Here is a 22,878-nt window from a genome sequence, read left to right as displayed (position 1 = left end):
CGAATGGGAGCACATTTCGTCTTTTTCAGGCTATCACCACCATGCTAGTACGAAGCCAAAATGCTCTTTGGCGAGCCTGAGAGTCTTTAAGCGGTCGGGCAGGCATCGCACCCGACCCCTAAGGCTCGATAAAGGGCAGTGGTGCTAAGGTATCCCGGCGCACGGCAAACACATTGAGGGTCATGGCGACCAGCGCGTAGTAGCCCAAAACGCCAACCAACTCGACCACCGCAGCCTCACCAAAGGCTTCGATCGCCTGCCCATAAAGTGCTTCGTCAACCCGGCGAGTCTGGTAAAGCGTCTTGGCAAGACGGTATACGACGCGCTCGTCATCGCGGTCGAAATCAGGCTCACGTTGCTGATGCAGTGCTTCAATCACCGCATCACTGACGCCCGCCTCACGAGCGATGGGCTCGTGGATCTGCCACTCGGCTTGGGACTGCCACCAACTGGCGGTGAACAAAATTGCCAACTCAGTCAGGCGCAACTCGAGGCGCGTGTGATAACGACAAAAAGCTCCCAGGCGCTGCGCATGATCAGCCAGTTGCGGACTGTGAATCCAGGCCAGGAAAGGTCCATCCAGATTACCTCTTGGTCCACTGAGGATCTCAGCCAGTACCGCACGCTGGGCGTCATTCATTTGATCATTGGCAAGTGGCGTGAGGCGTGATTGAAGCGGCATCTGGCAAACTCCTTACAGGTCTTTGTGCATCGTGCGAATAGCATTCAACAAGGTGCTGACGATTTGAACCAAGCGGCTGTTATCCACGATTAAAGGCTGCATCTTAGGCAATTAATAACTCGCCGATGAACCAATCAAACGATGGGTGCCGTTCTGCCACGGGTCATATGGATGAGCGCGGTTCGTGAACCGTCCACAGACGCTCGCTCTTCGATAGCAAAGGGCGTAAAGCCCAGCTTCGGATAAAGCAGCAAGCCCACTATATTTTGGCTGAAACAGGAAAGTTGAACCTCTGTGGCGTCATAACGATCGAACGCTAGCGCGGTCATGGTCTCCACGATTAAGGCCCCTACCCCTTTACCACGTACCTGCGGTGCAACGATTACATTGCCGATACAACACAGGCCACCCACTTTGGCCTGATAAAAGTTAGCAAAGCCAACGACCTGACCCTCGGCTTCGACTACCGTCGACTCGAATCGCTGGGCAATCGAATCAGCCAACTGTTCCTCCGTCAGCGGATACTGAGCCTTGGGAAACATGAAATACAGTTCTTGGGCATCAGAAGGAAAACTGCAGATGGTTTTCACGTCCTCGGCCTTCACAGGCCTATGAGTCAGTTTCATGGCGCGTCCTTAATATCCAGGTTCCAGTCTTTTAGCTGAGCACAATCTACTCAAATAGCGCGAAAGTTTAAACGGGCATTTGTGGTGTGACACTGCACCGTCTCATGCATAACAAGACCGTGTAAGCCATCAGAAAACAGATGCCTTAGCGAACTTGCGTGCTTAATAAAGTGAGCATCTTCTTTGCCTGATCGTTGCCGAACAATCCCGCCAGCACGTCGCTTGCTGGCTTGGCCTTGGCGAAATCTTCAGCCGACCATTCTGGGTTTGCCGTATCCACTCTCTCCGGATCACGTTTCTGGGTCATAGCTTATGATCTCCCGTTTGCTGGCTTAACGAAAACTGGGGGCATCGTGCCGCCGAGTCCTAAAAGATGCCCAGAACACTCTGAGTAAAATGCTAGATAAACAGCGTTTTAACCCAGCAGAAAAGCGTCTGCCAAACACATCTTAATTGATCACCGATTTCTATCTGGCCTCAGGGCATTTTCCGCGCAGATACCCCGGGCCGTACGAATGGTTATTATGCTTCGCTTATCAACGTCCTTTACCGGCCCCTTTGTGCAGGAGATACAAAATGAGCATTGATTGGATCAACTTCACGCCATGGACTGCATTGTGCGGTGGAGCCTTAATAGGAATAGCCGTCAGCGTGTTCGTTCTCGCAAATGGCCGTATCGCAGGCATCAGCGGTTTGCTTGGAGGTATGATGCAATTTGCCAGTGAAGGCTGGAGCGAGAAAGCATTATTTCTGCTTGGCCTAGTGATTTCGCCATTGTTGTGGGGAGCGTTCACTGTCTTACCAAAGATAGAGATTAATGCAGAGTGGCCTGCCCTCGTCATAGCGGGTCTGCTCGTTGGCGTGGGAACGCGTTACGGTTCGGGCTGTACGAGCGGCCACGGAGTATGTGGGGTCTCTCGACTATCACCTCGCTCCATCGTAGCAACGGCGTGCTTTATGACTACTGGATTTGCGACGGTATATGTCAGTCGCCATGTGCTGGGAGTTTAAAGATGATCAAATTAGCTGCTTTTTCTGCAGGCTTGATATTTGGATTGGGTCTACTACTGGCAGGCATGGCAAACCCCGCTAAGGTATTGGCTTTTCTTGATGTGGCTGGGGCCTGGGATCCGTCACTCGCACTGGTTATGGTAGGTGCCATCTCAGTAGCGGTCATCCCTCTAAATTGGGCGCGTAAGAAAAAGCAATCTTTGCTGGGAGCTCGCATGCAGTTACCACTGAAAAACGAGCTAGACGCACGTTTGATTGGTGGCAGCTTGTTGTTCGGTATTGGATGGGGAATTGCAGGAATCTGCCCTGGGCCAGCAGTCGCTCTTTTACTTACCTGGCATTGGCAAGCCCTCATATTCTTTTTAGCCATGCTGGCCGGCATGTACTTTTTCTCTACTTTGGAAAGTCGGCGCACGTCTTACTGAGCATGCACAACACGCTCCTCGCAATGTCCTGCTATCACGCTTTGCGTGATTAGATCGACTGCCCCCTATGCGGCAACACCTGATCGATTTCACTCGCGCGCTGCATAGGCAGGCGCGTCAGGACATCTTATAAACCCATCCCGAGACATGGAGTGACACTGACGCAGCACCCTTTGTTCAACACTTGCGCGGAGACAAACCCAATGAAAAGACAAAAGCTTCATACGTACATGGTCGCCCCTCCTGAGCCAGGTTTTAAATAACCAAGCTGCACGCGCTCGCTAATCTAAGTCAGCACCAATGCAACCAGGCATCGATTACTTAGTAGAAAAGCCCGACCCGCTTCATCAACCGAATAAATCTCCCTTAGGGCCAGATCACGATCTGAGGCCCATGGGGCGGCCTGTATACGGGCGAAAGCCTGGCTCTCTTGGTAGACTTGCACTCCGTCGCGCTTGATGCGGATCTGAGCCGTATACATCGCAGGCCCGTCAGTCAATTTTCTTGTTCGGATCGTAGCCATAGGGAAAGTGGTAAACGTCAGTTCTGAAGTGGTAACTTTTACCACCGATATGAGAAAAACACCTGAAAACGCCCCAAAACCGCCAAGAACACGTTGAGTAAAATGATTCAAAAAATGAGCTTTAGCCCTGCAGAATCAAGCCCTGCGCTGTCCCGCCGCTTCAGTGTGGCCCCTATGATGGACTGGACTGATCAACTCTACAGTCCCCGTAATACAAGCGCTGTAGAACCTCGGTAAGAATCCGTACCACTTTTTTACCAACACTACTTCAACGCAGTGACGCGCAGCCTCTCACGACAGGCGGCAATCGATCCTTAGCTATCCTCTGCGGAGCAGTGCTAAGGGCCAAGAATGTGTAAAAACGCTCTCTCGAACCCTTGCGATGAATAAGATATCATATGGCTATCATGGGTCGTGATTTTCGCTCAATAGCTGAGCCATCAAGGACGAACACAATGCTTGATCGATTGATTAACTTTTTTCACGAAAAGCCCGCCCCAAATGGCGATGGGCGAACCCCAACGTTGAATGTGAAGAAGGTAATTGCTGCAGGAACATTGCTTGTTGTGCTTACGGTAGGTGCTTTCGCGGTATCGCTGATTTGGCTCACCTGGCCGGTAAGCGAGTTATCGATAGATAAATCTGGCACCTTTGGGGACAGCTTTGGCGCCCTCAATGCTTTGTTTACAGGCCTAGGATTTATGGGATTGTTGGTAACCATTTTTCTCCAGCGTGAAGATCTTAAACTTACTCGTGAGGAATTATCAGAGACGCGTCAAGAGATAAAAACTCAAAGCAAAACCTTTCAGCAACAGCAATTTGAAGAGTCATTCTATCGTTTACTGACTCTCTACAAAGAAAACCTAAGCACTCTATCGGCAAACAATATACTTTCCTCTCACGAAAAATCTTATGGGATTGATGCGCTAAGCGTATTCCTGACCCGTTTTGATAATGCATGGCGCAAACACAAAAGCTACAAATTTCCTGACCATATTGAGGATAAGGAAGAATACGTCTACTTGCTGTTTCAAACATCCCACTCGGTGTTTATCAGGCAAGGAAGATATATAGCAACATTCATCGCACTGCTAAATATGATCGAAAAAGACAGTCATGCAGCTGAGCGAAAAGAAAGTTATTTAGCCATTTTATCATCTCAACTTACGATATATGAACTCAAGTACCTCTTTTACCAGTCTTTCATCATGACTGATGCTGCGCCTATAAGAGCACTATGGCGACTCTCTCCATCATTCGGACAGCGATTAGGTACTGCTGGCATCCCAGATAGTCATCGAAAATCATTTGAATTTTACTGGGAGTGCTTACTGCCTATTGGGTCATCGAGATGTAATCCAATGGATCAGGGAAAATGGAAAGCGGTACGTAAGCGGACGCAGAAGCATAAAAGGTCATTATCGAAAACACATCTTGGAGATTCCCCCCAAGTAGATGAGAAAAAATCTGGGCAAATTCGCAGTATGCGGCAGTCATACCCCTAAAATGCACAGTGCGGTTCGAAGAGGACTCTATGCATTTAGGATTATGCACAATGATTGATAAGCTTTTAACAAAACCAGCAATTAATAATGGCAAATCATTCGAAAAACGAAAACGGTTATGAACTTTAAATTACCCAATATTTCGCAGGAGTCTTCATACCAAAACCTTACCTCATAACGAAACTATCATAGCAAAGTATTAGCAAGAGTTAACCTGCCGAGTAACCACCATGAAAGTCACTTGGCTTTTGTTACTGCTAGCGTTCTGACGCACGGCAGTAATTAAAAAATTAAAAAAAGGACCTAATCATTGAAGCTTATCGAAGACAAACAAGTTAAGGTTTGGGGAACATCTGGCATCCTCAAAGTAGCTACATCTATTAGCGCTCAATGCCCATTTTGTGCAGAAAAAGTTATTTTCTCTCTCAGCAGTATTACTACCGACCAGAACCGCAACTCCGTAGCTTCGACTGGGATTTGTCCGGGTTGCGGTCGAGCGGTATTTTTCTGGACTATCAAATCAACAAAAGACGCCAATGGAAATGGTAGAGATCGGGAGTATGATGTTTTTATGTATCCAGCCTCAGAGTTTGGATATCCCCATCCGAAATTGCCAAGTGATGTCCCGGAGCCTCTTCAGAAGGCTCTGTTCTCCACGATAGATTCACTTAACTCCCAAAATTTTCCGGCTACGGCGGTCGGAGCAAGGCGGACGTTAGAGGGCATATTTAAGTACCGCGTGGAAGAGAGCAAAAGGAGCAAGTCGCTTTTTCAGCTTATCGACGAAGTGAAGAACAACGTCGATTTGGCTGCGCCACTCGAATCGCTTTCACATGTTATACGAGCCGGCGGCAACCTAGGGGCACATTTCGATGCAGAGCATGAACCAAGCGAAGCTCAAGCCAAGCATATGGTTGAATTACTCGACTACCTGATATCCTACCTTTATGTTCTGCCATCACAGATAACAGAACTTGAGAAGTCCCTAGCGCGAGAGTAGCTATAAACAACTTACGAAAAGCCCGTCATAGTGCGGGTTTTTTGCACCTTTAAATTTGTGGTACGCATGTAATATCACATGACTGCTCGCACGCAACGTTATCCTATTACTCATTAACGAATGTCACACACTTAGTATCAAAACTGACTTACATAACTCAACGTGGAAGCTGCACGGCAAGTTACAACACCCTGCTGCAATATCTTCGAAAGCTCGCTTCTGGCCATTTGCTGCCTTTAATTATGGCCAGGTTAGCATCGCTTGCTAAACTCAACAGCTCGTGTAATACATGCTTGGTAGCGCGCCATAGCCCCTCTTCCTATCGCTTTCAGACCACCCAACTCCTGCGACAACGCTCCTCTGGCCAATGAAGCCACATATGTATGATTACCGCTGTGATTATCGCCGGTGCGTGTCACTCCAATCCAAACATCGCCTGCAAACGCCAACATCTGACGCTGTGTCCGTGAGAGTGCGGACACGTGAGCGTAAAGATCGAGCCTAAAGCATATTTCACGTTTTCATGTTGACCCACGGGAAACAGGTTAGGAAGGTTAGTTTTTTGCTGGATGCCCTGAAAACCTTGCCTGTAACGGCTTTTGGAGTGTTTGACAAGGTTAGCTTTACGGTTAGGTAAGGTTATTTCCTAACCTTTAAAACTGTTAAATATTCAATATATTTATTCCTTTAAAAACAGATGGTTACGAACTCCTAACTTTTAAACTAACCCAACCTAACCCCTCGAAGTTAGGCCTGCAGCCCAGTAAACACGGGCCTTCCAACTCACAACACCCGCCTCAAATAAAAACTTACCCCTTTCCCGTGGCACCTACAGAAATCAGGTGTCCGTGCGTGCCTATAAACTTTGCGTAAAACCTCCATCTTCGCAGGGTTCCGCAGGGTTCTGCCCTCTCCAAAACTCCAAGCACGCGCCCAGCCTGGCCCGCCGCGAGTAGTCTGCAGGGGTGCAGAATAAGCGACCCATTTAGCCCGCAGGCGAGGTGGGGGGACGACGGCGCGCGCCAGGTGCGAACGAACCCTGTTGAACAAAAAACGTCCGCAATCTTCAATAACCAGAGGGGGGGATGCAAATAGCTAATGCACGCTGCAGTGAACACTGCGATTGACACTCGTCGCTTAAGCCAGGTGTGACCCCTTCAAAGTGCTTGCGTGTGTTGACATGCAGAGTGGATGTGCTCAAAAATGAGGAACAAGCGTTTCAGCACGCTTAACCCAGCCCGACACATGTCCGGTGAGGTTTCGGCTAAGCCGATCTATTCGCAGCACGTATTGCTGCAAGGAAACGCCAATGGCAATCAAAAGTGATACTTTCAGCCGCGTTGAGCTGAGTGATGCTGACGCAGCACGCTTTGTTCAACACATGCGCGAAGACAAGCCCAATGAAAAGGCAAAGGCTTCATACGCACGTGGTCGCGCCCTCCTGAGCCAGGTTTTAAATAACCAAGCTGCACGCGCTCGCTAATCTAAGTGAGCACCGATGCAACCAGGCATTGATTACTTCATAGAAAAGCTCGACCCGCTTCATCAACCTAACAAATTCTCCTTGGGCCCAGATCAAGATCTGAGGCCCTTGAAGTCTTTCATCCAGCAAAATGCGCTCGAATACCAAATTGCCAACGTTGCAGTGACCTACGTGGCAGTCCTCCCCCCACTAGAGCCTAATGCTCGTCCTCGGGTGATTGGCTACATCACGCTGACCTGCAGTGAAATTGAGCTGCATGGCACGTATCCTCTACAAGATTGCGAGCATGCAAACCGCTACTCTTCAATGCCTGCCTTGAAGGTCGCTCGCCTAGCCAGCCATGCTGAATATGCGGGCAACAGAATAGGCCGAGTCCTTATGGAATTTGCCATCGCAATGGCGGCAGATCACATTGCTCAGAATGTTGGTTGCCGTTTTTTGATTACAGACGCAAAAGCTCGATCCATTGAGTTCTATGAAAAAATTGGCATGACACTTCTGGATACAGAAGACAACAGGGCCCGCAAGGAACCCGTCATGTTCATAGACTTGAACAAACTCGTGCAAGACGCAGACTGACTCCACGCTCAAAAAAGCCGCCTCAGTGGGCGGCTTGGTGCTGCAGCTACGAAAACCCTCAACTCAAAACAACCTCCCCAACTCCTCTGGCACCCAATTCATAATCACCAGCTCCCCACTCACCTCCGGCCTGCCCTGCCGCTGATTGGCTGTGCTGTACCGAATATCCAACGCCTCAAAGTGGAACCCATCAAACACCCGCCGAATATCCGGGTGATCGTTGATGCTGACCATCACCTTGCCCTTACAGCGCCGCATGAAATCCGCCATACGCTCATAGTTATCGAACCCAAATTCCACCCCATACCCAGCAGTCTGCCAGTAAGGCGGGTCCATGTAGTGAAAGGTATGTGGCCGGTCATAGCGCTCAGCGCATTCAAGCCAAGGCAAGTTCTCTATGTAAGTGCCGGACATCCGCTGCCAGGCCGCTGAGAGGTTTTCCTCTATACGCAGCAAATTGATGGCGGGTCCGGTAGTCGCTGTGCCAAACGTCTGGCCAGTGACCTTCCCCGCAAAAGCATGGTGCTGCAGATAGAAGAAGCGCGCAGCCCGTTGAATATCGGTCAGCGTTTCGGACCGGGTCATCTTCTGCCACTCAAACACCTGCCGTGAGCTGAGCGCCCATTTGAACTGGCGCACAAACTCTTCCAGATGATTTTGCACAACGCGGTAGAGCGTCACCAGATCGCCGTTGATGTCGTTTAACACCTCAACAGGCGCGGCTTGGGGGCGCATGAAGAACAGCGCGGCACCGCCGGCAAAGACTTCGACATAGCATTCATGCGGTGGGAACAGTGGAATCAGGCGATCTGCCAAGCGGCGTTTGCCGCCCATCCACGGGATTATTGGAGTGCTCATAAGTGATCCTTGTTTAGACAATTGGATTCGCTTAGGCTTCATCCCCCCTGCGCAGTGGGGCGAGGCCTTGGTTGGAGCACTCGGCCAGATCGAGTGTTTCGGCGTCGAGCCCGGTGTTTGCGCACCGGATCGTCGCCTCGTTTACTGCGCAGGGGGCTCTACTTGCCCCCTGTTGGCAATTCAAATTCCTTGAAGCTGACAACCTCCTCCCCTAGCCATTCGTTGACCTGGGCCAAACGCGCCTGCAACGGCTCCAGCTCGTTGACCGCCCAAACCTCAGCAGCTTCCCGCAATGAACCAAACCCACCCGCGTTCTGCGGCACGATGCCCATCAACTGCGGCGGAATGCGCAAGGCCGCGAGCAAATCGTCGCGGCTGATATTTTTGATAGAGCTGAATTCGTCTTTGGCTGCTACTTCACTCACTGGAATCAACTGAATGCCGTCTTTCTTCCCGGCCGGTGCGTAAACGAACAGGTTGCGGAAATTACCTGGGCCTTTGGAGTTCTTCAGCGCGGTGCGCAGAGCGTCGATGTCTTCTTCTTTCTGCGCGGCATCGGTCATGTAGAGGATGAATCCAGCGTGACTGCCGTTGTTGTAGTACTTGCGCCGGAACAGTGTGGCGCTCTCATTGAGCAGCGCGCTTTGCAGCGCCGCCAGCCACTCCGGCAGGCCGTAAATTTCCTGATTGATATCGGCCTCGCGCAGGTGGCAAATCGAACCGGGTGCGAACTCGTGTTCATCCTTCCAGCCGCGCACCTGGTAATACGTCTGCAGATCGACACCTCGGCGCATGTACTTTGCCAACGGCGGCACCAGGCCCAGTGTGTCGCGAAGTATGTTGCTGCGTTTTTCGAGGTAACAATTGCCACACCACAGCCAGTCAAGGGCGAACTGTTCGAACGCTTGGCGACTCAGCAGTCGATGGGGAACGAACGTCCGAGCCAGCATATTGCGTTTGAAGTTGAGCCCGGACTGTAGATAGACACTGGCCCGCGTAGTCTTGGCCAAACCGTCCATGGACATGGGTGTCTCATACCAGCGCCCATTGGCCCAGCACTCTAGATAATCAAGGATCTCTCGCCCATCCAGCACTGGCGTTGGGTCACCAAACGTGAATGCTTCAACTGGCCCGGATTCAGCCTGCAGCAGTTCGCCCTCTATGGGCGTTTTAGCGGTGGCCAAGTGGGTAACGCGCTTACGTCTGCTCATCAGTAGGACTCCATAAATCCGGTGTTGGCCGTGGTTTGCCCTTCGAGGGGTTCGTTTTGCAGCGCATGGAACGTCGCCCACGCCAAATCGGCATGGCCCGTCTCGTCGGTACGACCGGCCGTGTAAGTGAACTGACGCCCGGAGGCGGTGATGGTTTTACGAATGGCCATGAGGGACTGCGCGAAGTCAGTCCAGCCAGCGTCGAACTCAAGGCGGCCGTTTTTGATGACGTCGTAGGCCTTAAGTACCAAGCGGGTTTTGACTTCAGGCGAGTAACTGAAAGTTATGATGTTCGGAAAAAACTGCTTCACCAACTGGGCCACACCGGAGCCCATGCCCGTAATATCAATCCCGATATAGGTCACCCAGTAGCGCTTGGTCACTTGGCGAATGGCCTCGGCCTGGGCCGCAAAGTCCATGCCCCGGAACTGATGCTTCTCCAGCACCCGGAACTTGCCGCCGGCCACCATGGGTGGGCCAATCACCACCAAGCCCGCACTGTCGCCACTCTCGGCAGGGTCATAACCCACCCAGACCTGCCTGTCGCCAAACGGCCGTGCAGCAAACGGCTTATAGTCAGCCGCCCACAGATCCCAACTGTCCACCATGCATGGTTGCAACATCGCCAACGGGAAGATGCTGGCTCCATCGTCGATGAACTGGCACATCAACAGGTTTTGAAAGGCCTCGGCGTCGTACTCCTGGCGCAACTCCTCAAGGTCAAACAAATCGCAGCCGCGATCCTGGGCATCGAGAATGGTGACGATCTGTCGCCAGATCCGATCCTCACACAGACGCCCTTGTTGCAAAGCGTTATGGGAGACATCGAGCTTGATCCGTTGCGCCGCCGGTTTCCCTTTGTTGAAGCGCTCTCCTGTCCAGAACGTATACGCCTCGTGGGCCATGCTCGAAGGCGTTGAAAAGTAGGTTCGGCGGTATTGCTTCTGCATCGCCATGCCGCTGGCGACCTTGTTCAATTCCTTGAATTTGAACGTCCAGAAGAACTCGTCGAAGTAGAAATTGCCGTGGTAGCCCTGAGCCGTGCGGGCGTTGGTACCGAGAAAGTGCAACTCCGCGCCGTTCGCCAGAATAATGGGATCACCCGTCAGCTCGACACCCACCACCTCACGGGCAAAGGCTTGAATGTAGGCTTTGAAAATGTGTGCCTGATTTTTCGAGGCAGACAGGAATATCTGGTTACGCCCGGTGGTCAGCGCATCAATCAACGCTTCCCGGGCGAAATAGTAAGTCGCACCGACCTGCCTAGACTTGAGGATAGCGCGGGTGCGCTGATTACCCGCTTTGTACCAATCCAGTTGATAACCAAAGCAGCCATCGATGAAGGCTTCAGTCAGTTTTTCGATATGTTCTGCGTCGAATTCGTTGCGTTTCGGCGCCTTCTTCGGCCCCTCGTTGCGCTTGGCCAGGTTCGGATTCAGCTCGGTTTCGGTACCGCCATCGTTGAAGCGTTGAATACGCGCCTGACGCTCTAATTGGCGGTGCAGCAAGTCAATTTCTTTGTAATCCGATCCCGACTTCGGATCCTTGAGAATTAACTGCACCAGGCGCGCTTCCGTTGCGGCCTGAATTCGCTCCAGCGGCGTGGCCCGGTCCCACTCGTCGCGGGCCTTCCAGCTGTGCAGGGTCTTTTCCTTCTCCCCGATCAGCTCGGCGATCTCGCACACGCGATAGCCCTGCCAGTACAAATGCTTGGCATGGCGGCGGTGATCAGTGGGCAGTTCGGCGATGGCATTCATGGCGCAGATGCTGCCGCCCACGCGCGAACCCCGCCCGCTCCGGCCTTTGTAATGCCAGGGCCTACAAGGCCGGATCGTTGCCCGTCTCGCGCTGGCTCAACAACATGCCCTCATCGCCAAGGCACACAGCCACCGCACGAGGATTCACGCATGGCCGGCAAAACCGACATCCCAGCCAAGAAACACCGCTCCAAGTTCTTCCGCGTTGCCGTCGAAGGCGCCACCACCGATGGTCGCCAGATCGAACGGCAGTGGCTGGTCGATGCCGCCGAGACCTATAGCCAAAACACCTACGGGGCACGGGTCTGGATCGAGCATATGCGCAGCTTGCTGCCCGACAGCCCCTTTCGGGCTTACGGCGACGTGGTTGCGCTGAAGACTGAGGAAGTCGAAATCGCCGGAGCCAAAAAACTCGCCCTGTTTGCCCAAATCGAACCGACTGCCGACCTGGTCACCATGAACAAGGCCCGGCAGAAGATGTTCACCAGCATCGAGCTGCGCCCGAAATTCGCTGACACCGGCCGGGCCTACCTCGATGGCATTGCTGTTACCGACAGCCCGGCAAGCCTGGGCACTGAAATGCTGACATTCAGTGCCCAACATCCCGACAACAACCCGCTGGCAAGCCGTAAGCGCGACCCCGGCAACCTGTTTTCCGAGGCCATCGAAGTTGCACTTGAATTCGAGGAAGTCGAAGACGAAAGCGTAAAGGTCGTAGGCCTGTTCAACCGCGTGCTTGAACTCCTCGGCAAAAGCAAAGAAAGCAAAGACGTCGCTCTATTCACTGAACTGGGCGAGTCCATTGAAGCAATGGCCGAGCATGTCGCCAGCCAGGCAGAAGCCTTCAAGGCCGAAAAGTCCGCCCGCGAAACGTTGCAAGCGGCTCACGACAAGCTGTCCAGCAGCTTCGCCGAGTTGGTCAAAAAACTCGAAAACACCCCGGACACCACCGGGCATAAGCCGCAGTTCTCAGCACGCCCCCCGGCCACGGGTGGTGAAGGCAAGCTCGTCACCGACTGCTGATCGACATCAAGGGCACCGCAAAGCCAAGGAACATCGGAGAACACTATGCGTAACGATACCCGCGTCCTGTACAACGCCTACCTGCAGCAGCTCGCGCAATTGCACGGGGTGAGCGACGTCACCACCAAATTCACCGCCGCCCCGAGCGTTGCGCAAACCCTCGAAACTCGCATTCAAGAGTCCAGCGCCTTCCTCAGTGCCATCAATGTGTTTGGTGTGTCGGAACAGTCAGGTGAAAAAATCGGGATCGGTATCGATGGCACCATCGCCAGCACCACCGACACCACCCTCAAAGACCGCGAACCGCGCGACCCAAGCGGTCTGGATAACCGTGGGTACACCTGCACCCAAACCAACTTCGACACCGGTATCCGCTACCAGAAGCTTGATCAATGGGCCAAGTTCAAAGACTTTCAGGCGCGAATTCGCGACGCCATCATCAAAGCCCAGGCCCTCAACCGGATCATGATCGGTTGGAACGGTACCAGCCGCGCAGCAACGTCCAACCCCGCACTCAACCCGCTGTTGCAGGACGTCAACATCGGCTGGCTGGAGAAAATGCGCGTGGAGAACGCGGCTCGCGTCCTGCATGAAGTGGTTGAAGGCAGCGGCCAAATCCAGATCGGCGCCGGGAAGGACTTCGAGAACATCGATGCGCTGGTGGTCAGCATGGTCAATGAATTTATCGAGCCTTGGTATCAGGAAGACACCGACCTGGTGGTGATTTGCGGGCGTCAACTGCTGGCCGACAAGTACTTCCCGATCATCAACAAAGTGCAGGCGCCGACTGAAATGCTCGCGGCCGATATCGTCACCAGCCAGAAGCGTCTCGGTAATTTGCCAGCAGTGCGTGTACCGCACTTCCCGGCCAACGGCCTGTTGGTGACTCGCCTCGACAACTTGTCACTCTACTGGCAGGAAGGCACCCGCCGCCGCACCGTGGTCGACAACGCTAAACGGGACCGCATCGAAAACTTCGAGTCGGTCAATGAAAGCTATGTGATTGAAGACCTAGGCTGCGCTGCCATGGCCGAAAACATCACTCTGAGCTGAGGCGGCAATCATGACCAACCCTTGCCGCCATCACTTTCAGCGCGTCACAGCCGCCGTTGCAGCAGCGGCAGTGGCAGGCCCCGCCATGACCATGGAAGGCGCGTCCATATACGAGCTGCACCTCGCAAAACTCCAGCAGGATTACTTGCGCCTGAAACAGGTGCAATCGACTGAAGGCAAGGCTGAGCTGAAGCGGCAGTTACTGCCGGAGTACATCCCTTACGTAGAAGGTGCGCTCGCCGAGGGCAAAGGTGCACAGGACCAGGTGCTGACAACGTTGATGGTCTGGCGGATGGACGCCACCGACTTCACCGGCGCCCTGGACATCGCCGATTACGTGATCAAGCACTCGCTGTTGATGCCAGATCGGTTTGAACGCACCACCGGCACCATCGTTGCCGAAGAAATCGCCGAAGCGGCACTGAAAGCGCAAAAAGCAGGCGGCGCGTTTGATTTGAGCCTGCTGCTGCGCACCGCGCAAATCACAGCCCAAGAAGACATGCCCGATCAGGCCCGCGCCAAGCTGCACCTGGCCATCGGCAAGGCCCTATCGGCACACGTTGCTGAAGACGCCACAGCAAGCGCTGTCGCGGAGCCACTGGAACAAGCCAAGACCCATCTGGCCCGCGCCATTGAGCTGCACACCAACTGCGGTGGCAAAAAAGATCTGGAGCGCGTCGAGCGTCTCCTCAAGAGATTCGCTGCACCTGGCAGCTAACCGAGCGTCCCCACGCACCCCGCCGGCTCGGGGCGGATCGGCCAGACCGCTCCTCCTGAACGTGAAGCCCCGACCACCGGCGATCTATTTGTGAGTGCAGTCACATGAGCGCATTTGTAGCCAGCGGCCCAGTCGACAGCGGTCGTATCAACACCGACCCGTTCTGGCCGTCGATTGACCTGGACCATTTACGCGCCACTTTGCGCATTGATGCCAGCGTCACGCCCGCTCGCCTGGAGACTGCCGTGATCGCCGCAGTCGTCAACCTCAACCGCGAACTGGGCGAATGGCGGACCACCCAGCTCGCTGCCGGTTACTCCACGCTGGACGAAGTACCAGGTGATCGAATCAAGGACGTGTCCGTACAGGTTCACCTGTACCGCCGCGCCATCGAAGCCGGGACCGGCGCCGAAGTCTGCGAGCGATACCGCGACTATAGCGCGACCAATACGGGCGCCAACAAGGCCGTAGAACTCACCCCCAACATCGATGACTACCGCCGCGATCTTCGCTGGGCCATCCGTGACTTCCTTGGCCGCCCCCGCACCACCGTGGAGTTGATCTGATGGCCAACCCCGTACGCACCCAGCAAAACGACAGCGTCGACGCCCTGTGCTGGCGGCACTACGGCCGTACTGCCGGCGTGACCGAGGCCGTGCTTACGGCAAATCCCGGCTTGGCCGACCACGGCCCGGTCTTGCCTCAAGGGCTTGTGGTGAACATGCCCGAAGCCCAAGCCAGCGCGCCCCAGCGGCAGATGGTGAATTTATGGAACTGACACCGCTGCACCCAGCCCTTGAACCCACCACTACTGGACTACGGAATGAAGCGCATGCCTGACCGTCCCGAAACATGGGCCTGGCTCGCCGCCTGGCTTGAACAGCACTGGCCGACGTTCTATGCCGGCTTTCTGGCCCTGATCATTGCAGCTCTTCGCATCATGTACGGCGGCGGGACGCTGCGGCGCATGCTGATCGAGGCGCCGCTATGCGGCACCTTGGCGCTGGCCGCTAGTCATGGCTTGGCGCTACTGGGCATTGCAACATCGGCTGCGCCGTTCTTCGGCGGGGTGATCGGTTTGCTCGGCGTGGAAGGCACTCGCGCCGCCGCCAAAAAGTTTTTCACCCGCAAGGCAGAACAACCATGACTACCCTCCGCCACGGCGACCGCTCACAAGCAGTGCTCATCCTGCAAAAAAACCTTAACCGGCACGGCGCTAACCTTAAGCCCGATGGCGACTACGGCGACATTACTGAAGCCGCCGTACGGGCCTATCAACTCAAAACCGGGCTGGTAGCCGATGGCATTGCTGGCAGCAAAACCCACATCAGCCTGGCCGGTGGCGACTGCGCCCAACTGCTGCGCAACAACGATCTGATAGCCGCCGCTGAACGCCTCGACGCTCCTTTGGCCTGCATCTATGCAGTCAACGAGGTTGAATCCAGGGGCAGAGGCTTTCTCGACAATGGCAAGCCGGTGATCTTGTTTGAGCGACACATCATGCATCGCCTGCTCGCCAAGGTGCGAAACGAAGGAGATGACCCCGCTGAACTCAAGCGCCATGCCGACCAACTTGTCATCACCAACCCCGCTCTGGTCAACCCGAAAGCAGGCGGGTATATCGGCGGCACGGCTGAACACCAGCGCCTTGCCATGGCGCGCCTGATCGATGACATCTCTGCGCTGGAATCGACGTCATGGGGCGCCTTTCAAATCATGGGCTTTCACTGGCTGCGCCTCGGCTACAGAAGTGTGCAGGACTTCGTGACAGCCATGTGTATCGGTGAATCGCAGCAGTTCGACGCCTTCACCCGCTTCATCGAAACCGACCCGGCGTTACACAAGGCTCTGAAAACCCGCAAATGGGCCGAATTCGCGAAGCTCTACAATGGGCCGGACTATCAGCGCAATCTCTACGACATCAAGCTACAGCGCGCCTACGAACGCCACGCTGACTGTGGTTGCGGCCAGGCGGTGACGTCATGATCGACTTTGAAGCGATACGCAAACTGCAAGTGCAAGACGGCGATCTGCTGGTGGTGCCCGAATCCACCGGGCATGACGACATGCAGCTTTTAGGCGAAGCCATCCAGTTGATGAGTGGCGCCAGAGCCGTGATCGTGCGCGGCCCCATTAAACAACTCGATACCGGCGCCATGAACAAACTCGGCTGGTACCGCGCTTGAGCCCCCTGCGCCAAACCCTGTTCGGCCTTGCCCTGCTCGGCCTTGTGGCGCTGCTGATCTGGGGCCAGCAACAACGCATCACGGTTGCCCAAGCCCAGACCGAACTCGCTGAAGCCAAGGCCACCAGGGCACGCGAGGACGCACACCGTAACCTCACCACCGCCAACTCCCTCACCACCACATTGCAACAAGAACGCGCCGCCCAAAACGCTCTGCGTACGCAGCAGGATCAACTGCACCAAGGTCTGCAACAGCGTGAGCGAACCATAAAGGAACTGAAACGTGAAAACGCTGAACTACGCGATTGGGCTGCTCAGCCTTTGCCAGACGTTGCTCGCAGGCTGCGCGAGCGTCCCGACGTCACCGGCGCCGACGCTTATCATCAGTGGCTGTCCGGCCGTGGTGCCCTGCCAGTTACCGGCGACCCGTCCACTCAATAACGGCGACCAACTCACCGACCAGGACCGCGTTGAAACCGCCTGGGCAGCCTGCGCTGCGCAGGTCGACATGGTGTACCAACATCAGCAGGCCACCCCATGAACAAGCCCGAGCACCTGCGCGCACATCTTCTAGCCACCGTGGCCGAGTTCAAGCACAACCCCGATCGTCTGCTGATCTTCATCGACAACGGCAAAGTGCGCTGTACCGCTGCCGCCAGCTTGTCGTTTGAGTACAGCTTTGACCTGCAGATCATCCTCACCGACTTCGCCGGTCACCCAGACAGCGTGATGCTGCCCATACTCGGCTGGCTCAGCGTCAACCAATCGGAGTTGCTGGAAAACCTCGACAAGGTTAAAAACGGTATTCAGTTCGAAGCCGATATCCTCGACAAAGATAAAGTCGACCTCAGCGTGACCCTGCCGCTGACAGAGCGGGTGATCGTCGGCCAAGACGAACACGGCAACACCACCGTCAAACATGTCGGCGAGCCGCTGCGCGTTGCGGGTTACCTCGACCCGAACTGGAGACCTGGCGCCCAAGGCAACACCAGCGAATGGTTTGTTCCCGATGGCCAATAATCTGGAAGCACTGGAGACCTGGGCCGCGGTGCTGCTGGCCCGGTTGGAGCCAGCGGCGCGCAATAAACTGGCCCGCAGCATCGGACAGGAATTGCGGCGTAGCCAACAGAAACGAATCGTTACCCAGCAGAACCCGGACGGCAGCAAGTTCGCCCCACGTAAACAGCGGAACTTGCGCGGTAAACAGGGGCGTGTTCGGAGAAAACTGGCAATGTTTAAGAAACTACGAACTGCCAGTTACTTGAAGGTCCGGGGTGACAGCAACGCCATAAGCGTTGGTTTTACCGGGCACATTGCCAGAATAGCCCGGATTCACCAGTTCGGTTTGAAGGATCGTGCAGAGCGCGGTGCGCCGGACGTTCGTTATAATCAGCGTGAATTGCTTGGATTCAACAATACAGACCTTGACTTGATCCGGGATGGGCTTTTAGTTCACCTTACACGTTCTGATCGTTGACGATAGAGCCTGGTGGAAGTACTCGCAAGCGTGGAAACTCCCCGCTTTCAAGGCCGTGATTAAACACTCTCGTAAACGCTTCAAAAAATGCCTTATCTCCATGAATGAAACGAGAGTACTGGTGTAGCTCGCCATATGATAATGGGATGCACGAAATCCCTGTTTGCTTGAACAATTCGAGCATGAGATTCGTATAGTCACGATACTCATCATCAAACAACTCTTTCATCACCACAAGGGAATATATTTTTTTACCCTCCAAACTTATCTCTACCTCCGCGCCATCCATGATCACAACGAACGGTGAGTACTTCCGTATGTAACCAATAGCTCCTTTGACCTGTCCAACTGCTTTTTTCAGTGCCTTATTAGTAGCAGACCTTTTTTTCTCTAGAGTTTTATTAATAGTACTTTCAAGATTTTGACTATCTTTAGCTTGGATCAAGATCACGCTCTCGTCAGTTACGACTAGGACATCGACCACTTCTTCTTTATCATAAGTTCGCTTAGGTCCCAGATAAATACTCTCAGAATCAAATGTTCTCTCAAGCAGAGCAATTATCTCTTTTTCTTGCGCTGGACCTGGTACCTCGCGCTCCAACGTAAACATACTGTAGCCTGGACTGCCATGATAGCTATGATTTTCTGGACGCATATCTATATAAACAATGTCCTCGAGCATCAGGGGCTCAGTCAAACTAACTTTGATTGCACGGCAATCGTCTTCCGGCGTACTAAGCATGAACCATTCAGTCAGTTGGGTAAGAATTGCACTCTGATTGAGCCCCTGAAAACTTGGAACTACGGCTCTCCTCAGCATTTCTCGATGTGCTTTTGTAGAGCTGAATTCCGCTCTGTATGCCAAAAGCTCTCTTCCAAGCTCATCAAAAAAATGAACATCAACCTGTGGCGAGATAAAAAGCTTGGAAAGCTCCCGCCCAGAAAATTCTTTAATCAATGCTCCTGCAACAGTTAGAGGGTGGTTTTGATCGTCAAAAAATGTAGCTATAAAACCAACAGACTTTAGTTGACCGACCTCATATGGAGCTAAGTGTATTAAAAATTCGCGACGCACCTTGGCAGTAAGAATTGTTTCCTTAGATGCTTTAACGATCAACTTCGGAATATAATCCCCTTTCACAGTAACAGGGAACAACCCTATCAAAATTTCGTTTACTTTTCGCATAACGCTGGGATGACTGATGGATAGCATATCTTTCGCTCCTTGAATTCCGTCACTTTTTTGGGCTGTTTTTAATTAAGTACCCTATCGTATAAGCCCTCACCTGTAACCTCCGCTCTTACAAGATGAAGCTGCTGCGCTGGCACACTCGCGTCGCCACCATCATCGCCATGGACAACTTCGCCGCTCTCTCTCGCATGCTCGAAAACCTTATCCGCTTTGGCGTCATCGCCGCCGTGCAGATGAAGCCCCCGCGCGTGAAGGTCAAAACCGGTGCGCTGACCACCGCTTGGCTACCATGGCTCGCCCTCCGCGCAGGCTCTGACAAGCAATGGGACCCGCCCACCGTAGACGAGCAAGTCATTCTGCTCAGCCCGTCCGGCCAACTCGCCAATGCCATTGTTGTGACTGGCGTGTTCAGCGATCACATCCCGGCGAACGGCGAACGCACTGGTCTGCACCGCCGTACTTACGCAGACGGCACGGTGATCGAGTACGACAGCGTAGCCCATCATCTCAACGCGACATTGGCCGACGGCGGCACTACGCAACTGATCAGCAGCGGCGGCATCAATATCGTCGGCCCGATCACGCACCAGGGCGATTACACCCAAACCGGCAATCAAACTGTCACCGGCAAAGTCACTGTTTCAGAGGATGTGGTAGCGGCCGGCATCAGCTTAGTCAATCACGTGCACAGCGGCGTCATGCCTGGCAGTGGAAAAACGGGGGTACCTGAATGAACCGACACACCGGCGGCGCCATCGACACCCAAGCGCATATAGCCCAGTCCATCACCGATATCCTCACCACCCGCCTCGGTACCCGCGTCATGCGCCGTGAATACGGCAGCCTGCTCCCGGAACTGGTAGACCATCCCTTCAACGACATAACCCGCCTGCGCGTATGCGCAGCCACGGTCATGGCGTTAATGCGCTGGGAAGCTCGCATCAGCCTTAGCCGTGTGCAATTCAACGGCACCAACCTGCAAGGCCAAGCCGTGTTGGATCTGGAAGGCCGCGTGGTGAACACCAATGAACCGCTAAGCCTTAGCGTGCCGCTGCAACTGGGGGGCAGTGTATGAACAGCTTCGCCGCCATCGACCTTAGCCAACTCCCGCCGCCGCAGATCGTCGAGCAGATTGATTACGAAGTGATCCTGGCCGAGCGCAAAGCGTTCTTGATTAGCCTGTGGCCGATTGCAGAACAGGCAGAAATTGCCGCACGTCTCGACCTAGAGTCCGAACCATTGACCAAACTGCTGCAAGAGAACGCCTATCGCGAAACCATCTGGCGGCAGCGGGTCAATGAAGCATCCCTTGCCAACCTACTAGCCACCGCCCGTGGTGCTGATCTTGAGCAGTTGGCGGCCAACTTCAACGTCAAACGCTTGGTGATTCAGCAAAGTAATGCATCGGCCGTACCGCCGGTACCGAAACTGATGGAGAGCGAGGACAGTTTGCGCGAGCGCGCCCAAATGGCCTGGGAAGGTTTGAGTACCGCCGGCCCGCGCAACAGCTATATCTTTCATGCCCGCGCCGCTGATGGCAGGGTAGCCGACGCCACTGCTGAGAGTCCGTCGCCGGCCGTGGCCGTGGTTACTGTGCAATCGTTGCTCGGCGATGGAGCGGCCTCTGCGGAATTGCTGGACGTTGTAAGCACCTACCTTAACGACGAAGACCGCCGGCCAGTGGCCGACCGTTTGAACGTTCAGAGTGCGCAGATCATCCGCTACCAAGTCAAGGCAACACTCTATTTACTGTCCAGCGGGCCAGAGTCCGAACCTATTCTGGCCGCAGCAGAAAAACGCTTGCTCGCCTACGTCAACCAGCGTCGTCGACTGGGAATGGAAGTCTCCGAATCCGCCCTGCATGCGGCCTTGCATGTCGAAGGTGTACGCAAGGTAGAGCTAGAAAACTGGGTCGATATTGTCGCGACCAAAGCCCAGGCTCCCTATTGCACAGATGCTAGCGTCGGCCGTGGGGTTGAGTGATGAACGCCCTGCTGCCTGGTAACGACACCCCGCTCGAGCGCCATGCGGCTGAAGCATTGGCTCAAATCCAGAACGTACCCATCCCACTAAGGCAACTGTGCAACCCCAACACTTGCCCTGTGGGTCTGTTGCCGTATTTGGCATGGGCCTTTTCGGTGGACCGCTGGGACAGCAAGTGGAGCGAAGCCACCAAACGGGCAGCCATTCGCGCATCCCATTACATCCATTCGCGCAAAGGCACCATTGGCGCGTTGCGCAGGGTAGTAGAGCCCTTGGGCTTTTTGATCGAGGTCGTCGAATGGTGGGAAACCTTGCCAGAGGGCATTCCCGGCACATTTGCGCTTGAAGTGGGCGTGCTGGATTCGGGTATCACCGAAGAGATGTATCAGGAGCTGACCTTTTTGATCGAGGACGCCAAACCCGTTAGCCGTCACTTGACCGGGTTGGCAATCAGCTTGGAAAGCACCGGGCTCATCAACGTTTTTTCTTGCGTCTACGAAGGCGAAATCATCGACGTATATCCGCCTGCACCCCGTGACATTGAGGTGACCGGCCAATTCGGCCCGGTGGGCCGCGAACATCAAATCGAAACCCTGGACGTATACTCATGATTGATCAAAACAGCCAGTTCATGGCGATCCTCACTGCCGTCGGGGAAGCCAAACAAGCTAATGCCGACGCGTTGGGCATCCCTTGGTCGTTCTCGCAAATGGGTGTGGGTGATGCCAACGGCACCGATCCAATTCCTGACAGGCTGCAAACACAGCTGATTCATGAGCAACGTCGAGCCCCACTGAATCAAGTCAAGATCGACCCCAAGAACAGCAACGTGATCATAGCCGAGCAAGTCATCCCGGAAAACGAAGGTGGCTGGTGGATTCGCGAAATTGGTCTTTACGATGAAGGCGGTGACTTGGTGGCGGTGGCCAACTGCGCGCCGAGTTTCAAACCATTACTGGCCCAAGGCAGCGGCAAAACCCAAGTAGTACGGATGAATTTCATTGTCACCAGCGCAACCAATGTCACGCTAAAAATCGATCCCAGTGTGGTGCTAGCAACCCGTGAATATGTAGACCAGTGGATCATTGAAGTATTGCCCGCTACGCGTATGGCAGGAACCTACCAAAAGGTCACGATTAATGAGCGCGGTGTGGTCATTGAAGGCAGCAACCCGAACACGCTGGCCGGACATGGCATCACCGATGCGTTGACCCAGGTTGAAAGCGATGCCCGTTACTTTCTAAGATCGGACTACCCCGGTGGGATTCCGCGAAACACTGCATCAATGGGTGAATCCGGCTGGTGGCTATGTGCAGATACCGGATTAATTCGACAGCGTACTTTTTTACATGTCGGAGACATTGTCAGCGGCAACCCTGTGCAAGTGATATGGCCAACCCAATTTCCTAAACAATGCTCATCTATTGCTGCAACGCTTCAAGCTACAAACGGTGGAAGTGGTATTGAAATCTCCGCGCAATTCGCAGTTCAAGCAAAAAGTGTATCGGGCTGCATACTTTTCTTTGCTGAATGGGGGAGTCAAATACAAGCCTTGTCTTTATATATACAAGCAGAGGGGTACTAAAA

At 54.1% G+C, this 22,878-nt stretch carries 29 protein-coding genes and 1 pseudogene; 23 read left to right on the top strand and 7 right to left on the bottom strand.

The genetic code is table 11. The features are described 5' to 3' along the window. Positions 1-118 precede the first annotated feature (118 nt). From B347_RS0109715 to B347_RS26560, 3 genes are all read right to left on the bottom strand, one after another. The gene (locus B347_RS0109715; RefSeq protein ID WP_019409518.1) at positions 119-682 is read right to left on the bottom strand and encodes a carboxymuconolactone decarboxylase family protein; all 564 of its coding nucleotides are present in this window, start codon (positions 680-682) and stop codon (positions 119-121) included. 134 nt (positions 683-816) lie between these two features. Continuing rightward, positions 817-1,308 (bottom strand): GNAT family N-acetyltransferase, encoded by a 492-nt coding sequence (locus tag B347_RS0109705; protein WP_019409516.1) that lies wholly within the window; start codon positions 1,306-1,308, stop codon positions 817-819. Between the two features lie 145 nt (positions 1,309-1,453). Then, complete coding sequence (locus B347_RS26560) at positions 1,454-1,615, bottom strand: hypothetical protein (RefSeq protein WP_019409515.1); 162 nt, start codon at positions 1,613-1,615, stop codon at positions 1,454-1,456. Positions 1,616-1,884: 269 nt separating this feature from the next. Here B347_RS26560 and B347_RS0109695 point away from each other — a divergent pair, with 269 nt between their 5' ends. From B347_RS0109695 to B347_RS0109665, 6 genes are all read left to right on the top strand, one after another. Beyond that, positions 1,885-2,319 (top strand): YeeE/YedE family protein, encoded by a 435-nt coding sequence (locus B347_RS0109695; protein ID WP_019409514.1) that lies wholly within the window; start codon positions 1,885-1,887, stop codon positions 2,317-2,319. Positions 2,320-2,321: 2 nt separating this feature from the next. Next, positions 2,322-2,744 (top strand): DUF6691 family protein, encoded by a 423-nt coding sequence (locus B347_RS0109690; protein WP_019409513.1) that lies wholly within the window; start codon positions 2,322-2,324, stop codon positions 2,742-2,744. A gap of 978 nt (positions 2,745-3,722) precedes the next feature. Beyond that, complete coding sequence (locus tag B347_RS0109680; RefSeq protein WP_019409511.1) at positions 3,723-4,772, top strand: putative phage abortive infection protein; 1,050 nt, start codon at positions 3,723-3,725, stop codon at positions 4,770-4,772. A 310-nt stretch (positions 4,773-5,082) separates the two neighbouring features. Next, entirely contained in the window at positions 5,083-5,772 is a 690-nt protein-coding gene (locus tag B347_RS26555; protein ID WP_157786883.1) for a DUF4145 domain-containing protein, read from the top strand. Between the two features lie 1,309 nt (positions 5,773-7,081). Beyond that, positions 7,082-7,255, top strand: a complete 174-nt coding sequence (locus B347_RS26680; protein ID WP_019409509.1) for a hypothetical protein — start codon at positions 7,082-7,084, stop codon at positions 7,253-7,255. Between the two features lie 15 nt (positions 7,256-7,270). After that, positions 7,271-7,834 (top strand): GNAT family N-acetyltransferase, encoded by a 564-nt coding sequence (locus B347_RS0109665; protein ID WP_019409508.1) that lies wholly within the window; start codon positions 7,271-7,273, stop codon positions 7,832-7,834. A gap of 63 nt (positions 7,835-7,897) precedes the next feature. Here the strand turns inward: B347_RS0109665 and B347_RS0109660 are convergent, their stop codons facing one another. The 3 genes from B347_RS0109660 to B347_RS0109650 form a co-directional block, all read right to left on the bottom strand. Then, positions 7,898-8,692: a DNA adenine methylase gene (locus B347_RS0109660; RefSeq protein WP_019409507.1), complete on the bottom strand. Its 795-nt coding sequence runs from the start codon at positions 8,690-8,692 to the stop codon at positions 7,898-7,900. Between the two features lie 158 nt (positions 8,693-8,850). After that, a complete protein-coding gene (locus B347_RS0109655; RefSeq protein WP_019409506.1) occupies positions 8,851-9,903 on the bottom strand; it encodes a phage portal protein in 1,053 nt (350 codons plus the stop codon). Next, complete coding sequence (locus tag B347_RS0109650; RefSeq protein ID WP_026014093.1) at positions 9,903-11,660, bottom strand: terminase ATPase subunit family protein; 1,758 nt, start codon at positions 11,658-11,660, stop codon at positions 9,903-9,905. The genes B347_RS0109655 and B347_RS0109650 overlap by 1 nt, the downstream gene beginning before the upstream one ends. A 150-nt stretch (positions 11,661-11,810) precedes the next feature. On the opposite strand from B347_RS0109650, the gene B347_RS0109645 reads away from it, so the two are divergent. From B347_RS0109645 to B347_RS0109595, 12 genes and pseudogenes are all read left to right on the top strand, one after another. Next, entirely contained in the window at positions 11,811-12,683 is an 873-nt protein-coding gene (locus B347_RS0109645; protein ID WP_019409504.1) for a GPO family capsid scaffolding protein, read from the top strand. 45 nt (positions 12,684-12,728) lie between these two features. Then, entirely contained in the window at positions 12,729-13,736 is a 1,008-nt protein-coding gene (locus tag B347_RS0109640; protein WP_019409503.1) for a phage major capsid protein, P2 family, read from the top strand. Positions 13,737-13,746: 10 nt separating this feature from the next. Continuing rightward, positions 13,747-14,454, top strand: coding sequence for a phage terminase small subunit (gene gpM / locus B347_RS0109635; protein ID WP_019409502.1), 708 nt, complete (start codon positions 13,747-13,749; stop codon positions 14,452-14,454). 104 nt (positions 14,455-14,558) lie between these two features. Further along, complete coding sequence (locus tag B347_RS0109630; protein WP_019409501.1) at positions 14,559-15,020, top strand: head completion/stabilization protein; 462 nt, start codon at positions 14,559-14,561, stop codon at positions 15,018-15,020. After that, the gene (locus B347_RS0109625; RefSeq protein ID WP_019409500.1) at positions 15,020-15,232 is read left to right on the top strand and encodes a tail protein X; all 213 of its coding nucleotides are present in this window, start codon (positions 15,020-15,022) and stop codon (positions 15,230-15,232) included. Before B347_RS0109630 ends, B347_RS0109625 begins: the two co-directional genes overlap by 1 nt. Before the next feature lie 45 nt (positions 15,233-15,277). Continuing rightward, positions 15,278-15,601: a phage holin, lambda family gene (locus B347_RS0109620; protein WP_019409499.1), complete on the top strand. Its 324-nt coding sequence runs from the start codon at positions 15,278-15,280 to the stop codon at positions 15,599-15,601. After that, complete coding sequence (locus B347_RS0109615; protein ID WP_019409498.1) at positions 15,598-16,440, top strand: N-acetylmuramidase domain-containing protein; 843 nt, start codon at positions 15,598-15,600, stop codon at positions 16,438-16,440. The genes B347_RS0109620 and B347_RS0109615 overlap by 4 nt, the downstream gene beginning before the upstream one ends. Beyond that, the gene (locus B347_RS0109610; protein WP_019409497.1) at positions 16,437-16,640 is read left to right on the top strand and encodes a hypothetical protein; all 204 of its coding nucleotides are present in this window, start codon (positions 16,437-16,439) and stop codon (positions 16,638-16,640) included. Before B347_RS0109615 ends, B347_RS0109610 begins: the two co-directional genes overlap by 4 nt. Then, on the top strand, positions 16,637-17,080 hold the full coding sequence (gene lysB, locus B347_RS0109605; protein ID WP_019409496.1) for an Rz-like lysis system protein LysB: 444 nt from the start codon (positions 16,637-16,639) through the stop codon (positions 17,078-17,080). Before B347_RS0109610 ends, lysB begins: the two co-directional genes overlap by 4 nt. Next, positions 16,995-17,180: pseudogene (gene lysC / locus B347_RS26905) on the top strand (Rz1-like lysis system protein LysC); the annotation flags it as partial. The gene lysB and the pseudogene lysC, both read left to right, overlap by 86 nt. Continuing rightward, positions 17,177-17,659, top strand: coding sequence for a phage tail protein (locus tag B347_RS0109600; RefSeq protein ID WP_019409495.1), 483 nt, complete (start codon positions 17,177-17,179; stop codon positions 17,657-17,659). The pseudogene lysC and the gene B347_RS0109600, both read left to right, overlap by 4 nt. Further along, positions 17,649-18,116, top strand: a complete 468-nt coding sequence (locus tag B347_RS0109595) for a phage virion morphogenesis protein (RefSeq protein ID WP_019409494.1) — start codon at positions 17,649-17,651, stop codon at positions 18,114-18,116. Before B347_RS0109600 ends, B347_RS0109595 begins: the two co-directional genes overlap by 11 nt. Here B347_RS0109595 and B347_RS0109590 read toward each other — a convergent pair. Then, positions 18,097-19,329 carry a hypothetical protein gene (locus tag B347_RS0109590; protein WP_019409493.1) on the bottom strand — a complete coding sequence of 411 codons (1,233 nt, stop codon included), beginning with the start codon at positions 19,327-19,329 and terminating at the stop codon, positions 18,097-18,099. The two genes, B347_RS0109595 and B347_RS0109590, sit on opposite strands and share 20 nt — an antisense overlap. A 140-nt stretch (positions 19,330-19,469) precedes the next feature. Here B347_RS0109590 and B347_RS0109585 point away from each other — a divergent pair, with 140 nt between their 5' ends. The 5 genes from B347_RS0109585 to B347_RS27160 are packed head-to-tail and all read left to right on the top strand — an operon-like array spanning position 19,470 to position 22,876. Next, the gene (locus B347_RS0109585) at positions 19,470-20,042 is read left to right on the top strand and encodes a phage baseplate assembly protein V (protein ID WP_026014091.1); all 573 of its coding nucleotides are present in this window, start codon (positions 19,470-19,472) and stop codon (positions 20,040-20,042) included. Beyond that, positions 20,039-20,383: a GPW/gp25 family protein gene (locus B347_RS0109580; protein WP_019409491.1), complete on the top strand. Its 345-nt coding sequence runs from the start codon at positions 20,039-20,041 to the stop codon at positions 20,381-20,383. Before B347_RS0109585 ends, B347_RS0109580 begins: the two co-directional genes overlap by 4 nt. Then, on the top strand, positions 20,380-21,291 hold the full coding sequence (locus tag B347_RS0109575; protein ID WP_019409490.1) for a baseplate assembly protein: 912 nt from the start codon (positions 20,380-20,382) through the stop codon (positions 21,289-21,291). The genes B347_RS0109580 and B347_RS0109575 overlap by 4 nt, the downstream gene beginning before the upstream one ends. Next, entirely contained in the window at positions 21,291-21,902 is a 612-nt protein-coding gene (locus tag B347_RS0109570; RefSeq protein WP_019409489.1) for a phage tail protein I, read from the top strand. The genes B347_RS0109575 and B347_RS0109570 overlap by 1 nt, the downstream gene beginning before the upstream one ends. Continuing rightward, positions 21,899-22,876 (top strand): phage tail protein, encoded by a 978-nt coding sequence (locus B347_RS27160; protein ID WP_019409488.1) that lies wholly within the window; start codon positions 21,899-21,901, stop codon positions 22,874-22,876. The genes B347_RS0109570 and B347_RS27160 overlap by 4 nt, the downstream gene beginning before the upstream one ends. The last annotated feature ends 2 nt before the right edge of the window (positions 22,877-22,878 follow it).

Origin of the sequence: Pseudomonas psychrophila HA-4 (assembly GCF_000282975.1) — a bacterium.
GTDB lineage: Bacteria > Pseudomonadota > Gammaproteobacteria > Pseudomonadales > Pseudomonadaceae > Aquipseudomonas > Aquipseudomonas psychrophila_A.
Note: the sequence above shows the minus strand (reverse complement) of the source record. Positions and strands in the feature narration are given on the sequence as shown.

Bases quoted from the DNA above. Each gene is read 5' to 3' on its own strand.
- B347_RS0109680 (WP_019409511.1), top strand. From the start codon at position 3,723: ATGCTTGATCGATTGATTAACTTTTTTCACGAAAAGCCCGCCCCAAAT.
- B347_RS0109615 (WP_019409498.1), top strand. From the start codon at position 15,598: ATGACTACCCTCCGCCACGGCGACCGCTCACAAGCAGTGCTCATCCTG.
- B347_RS0109630 (WP_019409501.1), top strand. From the start codon at position 14,559: ATGAGCGCATTTGTAGCCAGCGGCCCAGTCGACAGCGGTCGTATCAAC.
- B347_RS0109620 (WP_019409499.1), top strand. From the start codon at position 15,278: ATGAAGCGCATGCCTGACCGTCCCGAAACATGGGCCTGGCTCGCCGCC.
- B347_RS0109640 (WP_019409503.1), top strand. From the start codon at position 12,729: ATGCGTAACGATACCCGCGTCCTGTACAACGCCTACCTGCAGCAGCTC.
- B347_RS0109625 (WP_019409500.1), top strand. From the start codon at position 15,020: ATGGCCAACCCCGTACGCACCCAGCAAAACGACAGCGTCGACGCCCTG.
- B347_RS0109690 (WP_019409513.1), top strand. From the start codon at position 2,322: ATGATCAAATTAGCTGCTTTTTCTGCAGGCTTGATATTTGGATTGGGT.
- B347_RS0109600 (WP_019409495.1), top strand. From the start codon at position 17,177: ATGAACAAGCCCGAGCACCTGCGCGCACATCTTCTAGCCACCGTGGCC.
- B347_RS0109645 (WP_019409504.1), top strand. From the start codon at position 11,811: ATGGCCGGCAAAACCGACATCCCAGCCAAGAAACACCGCTCCAAGTTC.
- B347_RS0109590 (WP_019409493.1), bottom strand. From the start codon at position 19,329: ATGCTATCCATCAGTCATCCCAGCGTTATGCGAAAAGTAAACGAAATT.
- B347_RS0109570 (WP_019409489.1), top strand. From the start codon at position 21,291: ATGAACGCCCTGCTGCCTGGTAACGACACCCCGCTCGAGCGCCATGCG.
- B347_RS0109585 (WP_026014091.1), top strand. From the start codon at position 19,470: ATGGACAACTTCGCCGCTCTCTCTCGCATGCTCGAAAACCTTATCCGC.
- B347_RS0109705 (WP_019409516.1), bottom strand. From the start codon at position 1,308: ATGAAACTGACTCATAGGCCTGTGAAGGCCGAGGACGTGAAAACCATC.
- gpM (WP_019409502.1), top strand. From the start codon at position 13,747: ATGACCAACCCTTGCCGCCATCACTTTCAGCGCGTCACAGCCGCCGTT.
- B347_RS0109655 (WP_019409506.1), bottom strand. From the start codon at position 9,903: ATGAGCAGACGTAAGCGCGTTACCCACTTGGCCACCGCTAAAACGCCC.
- B347_RS0109595 (WP_019409494.1), top strand. From the start codon at position 17,649: ATGGCCAATAATCTGGAAGCACTGGAGACCTGGGCCGCGGTGCTGCTG.
- B347_RS0109665 (WP_019409508.1), top strand. From the start codon at position 7,271: ATGCAACCAGGCATTGATTACTTCATAGAAAAGCTCGACCCGCTTCAT.
- B347_RS26680 (WP_019409509.1), top strand. From the start codon at position 7,082: ATGGCAATCAAAAGTGATACTTTCAGCCGCGTTGAGCTGAGTGATGCT.
- B347_RS0109695 (WP_019409514.1), top strand. From the start codon at position 1,885: ATGAGCATTGATTGGATCAACTTCACGCCATGGACTGCATTGTGCGGT.
- B347_RS0109580 (WP_019409491.1), top strand. From the start codon at position 20,039: ATGAACCGACACACCGGCGGCGCCATCGACACCCAAGCGCATATAGCC.
- B347_RS27160 (WP_019409488.1), top strand. From the start codon at position 21,899: ATGATTGATCAAAACAGCCAGTTCATGGCGATCCTCACTGCCGTCGGG.
- B347_RS0109715 (WP_019409518.1), bottom strand. From the start codon at position 682: ATGCCGCTTCAATCACGCCTCACGCCACTTGCCAATGATCAAATGAAT.
- B347_RS0109610 (WP_019409497.1), top strand. From the start codon at position 16,437: ATGATCGACTTTGAAGCGATACGCAAACTGCAAGTGCAAGACGGCGAT.
- B347_RS0109650 (WP_026014093.1), bottom strand. From the start codon at position 11,660: ATGAATGCCATCGCCGAACTGCCCACTGATCACCGCCGCCATGCCAAG.
- B347_RS26560 (WP_019409515.1), bottom strand. From the start codon at position 1,615: ATGACCCAGAAACGTGATCCGGAGAGAGTGGATACGGCAAACCCAGAA.
- B347_RS0109660 (WP_019409507.1), bottom strand. From the start codon at position 8,692: ATGAGCACTCCAATAATCCCGTGGATGGGCGGCAAACGCCGCTTGGCA.
- B347_RS0109575 (WP_019409490.1), top strand. From the start codon at position 20,380: ATGAACAGCTTCGCCGCCATCGACCTTAGCCAACTCCCGCCGCCGCAG.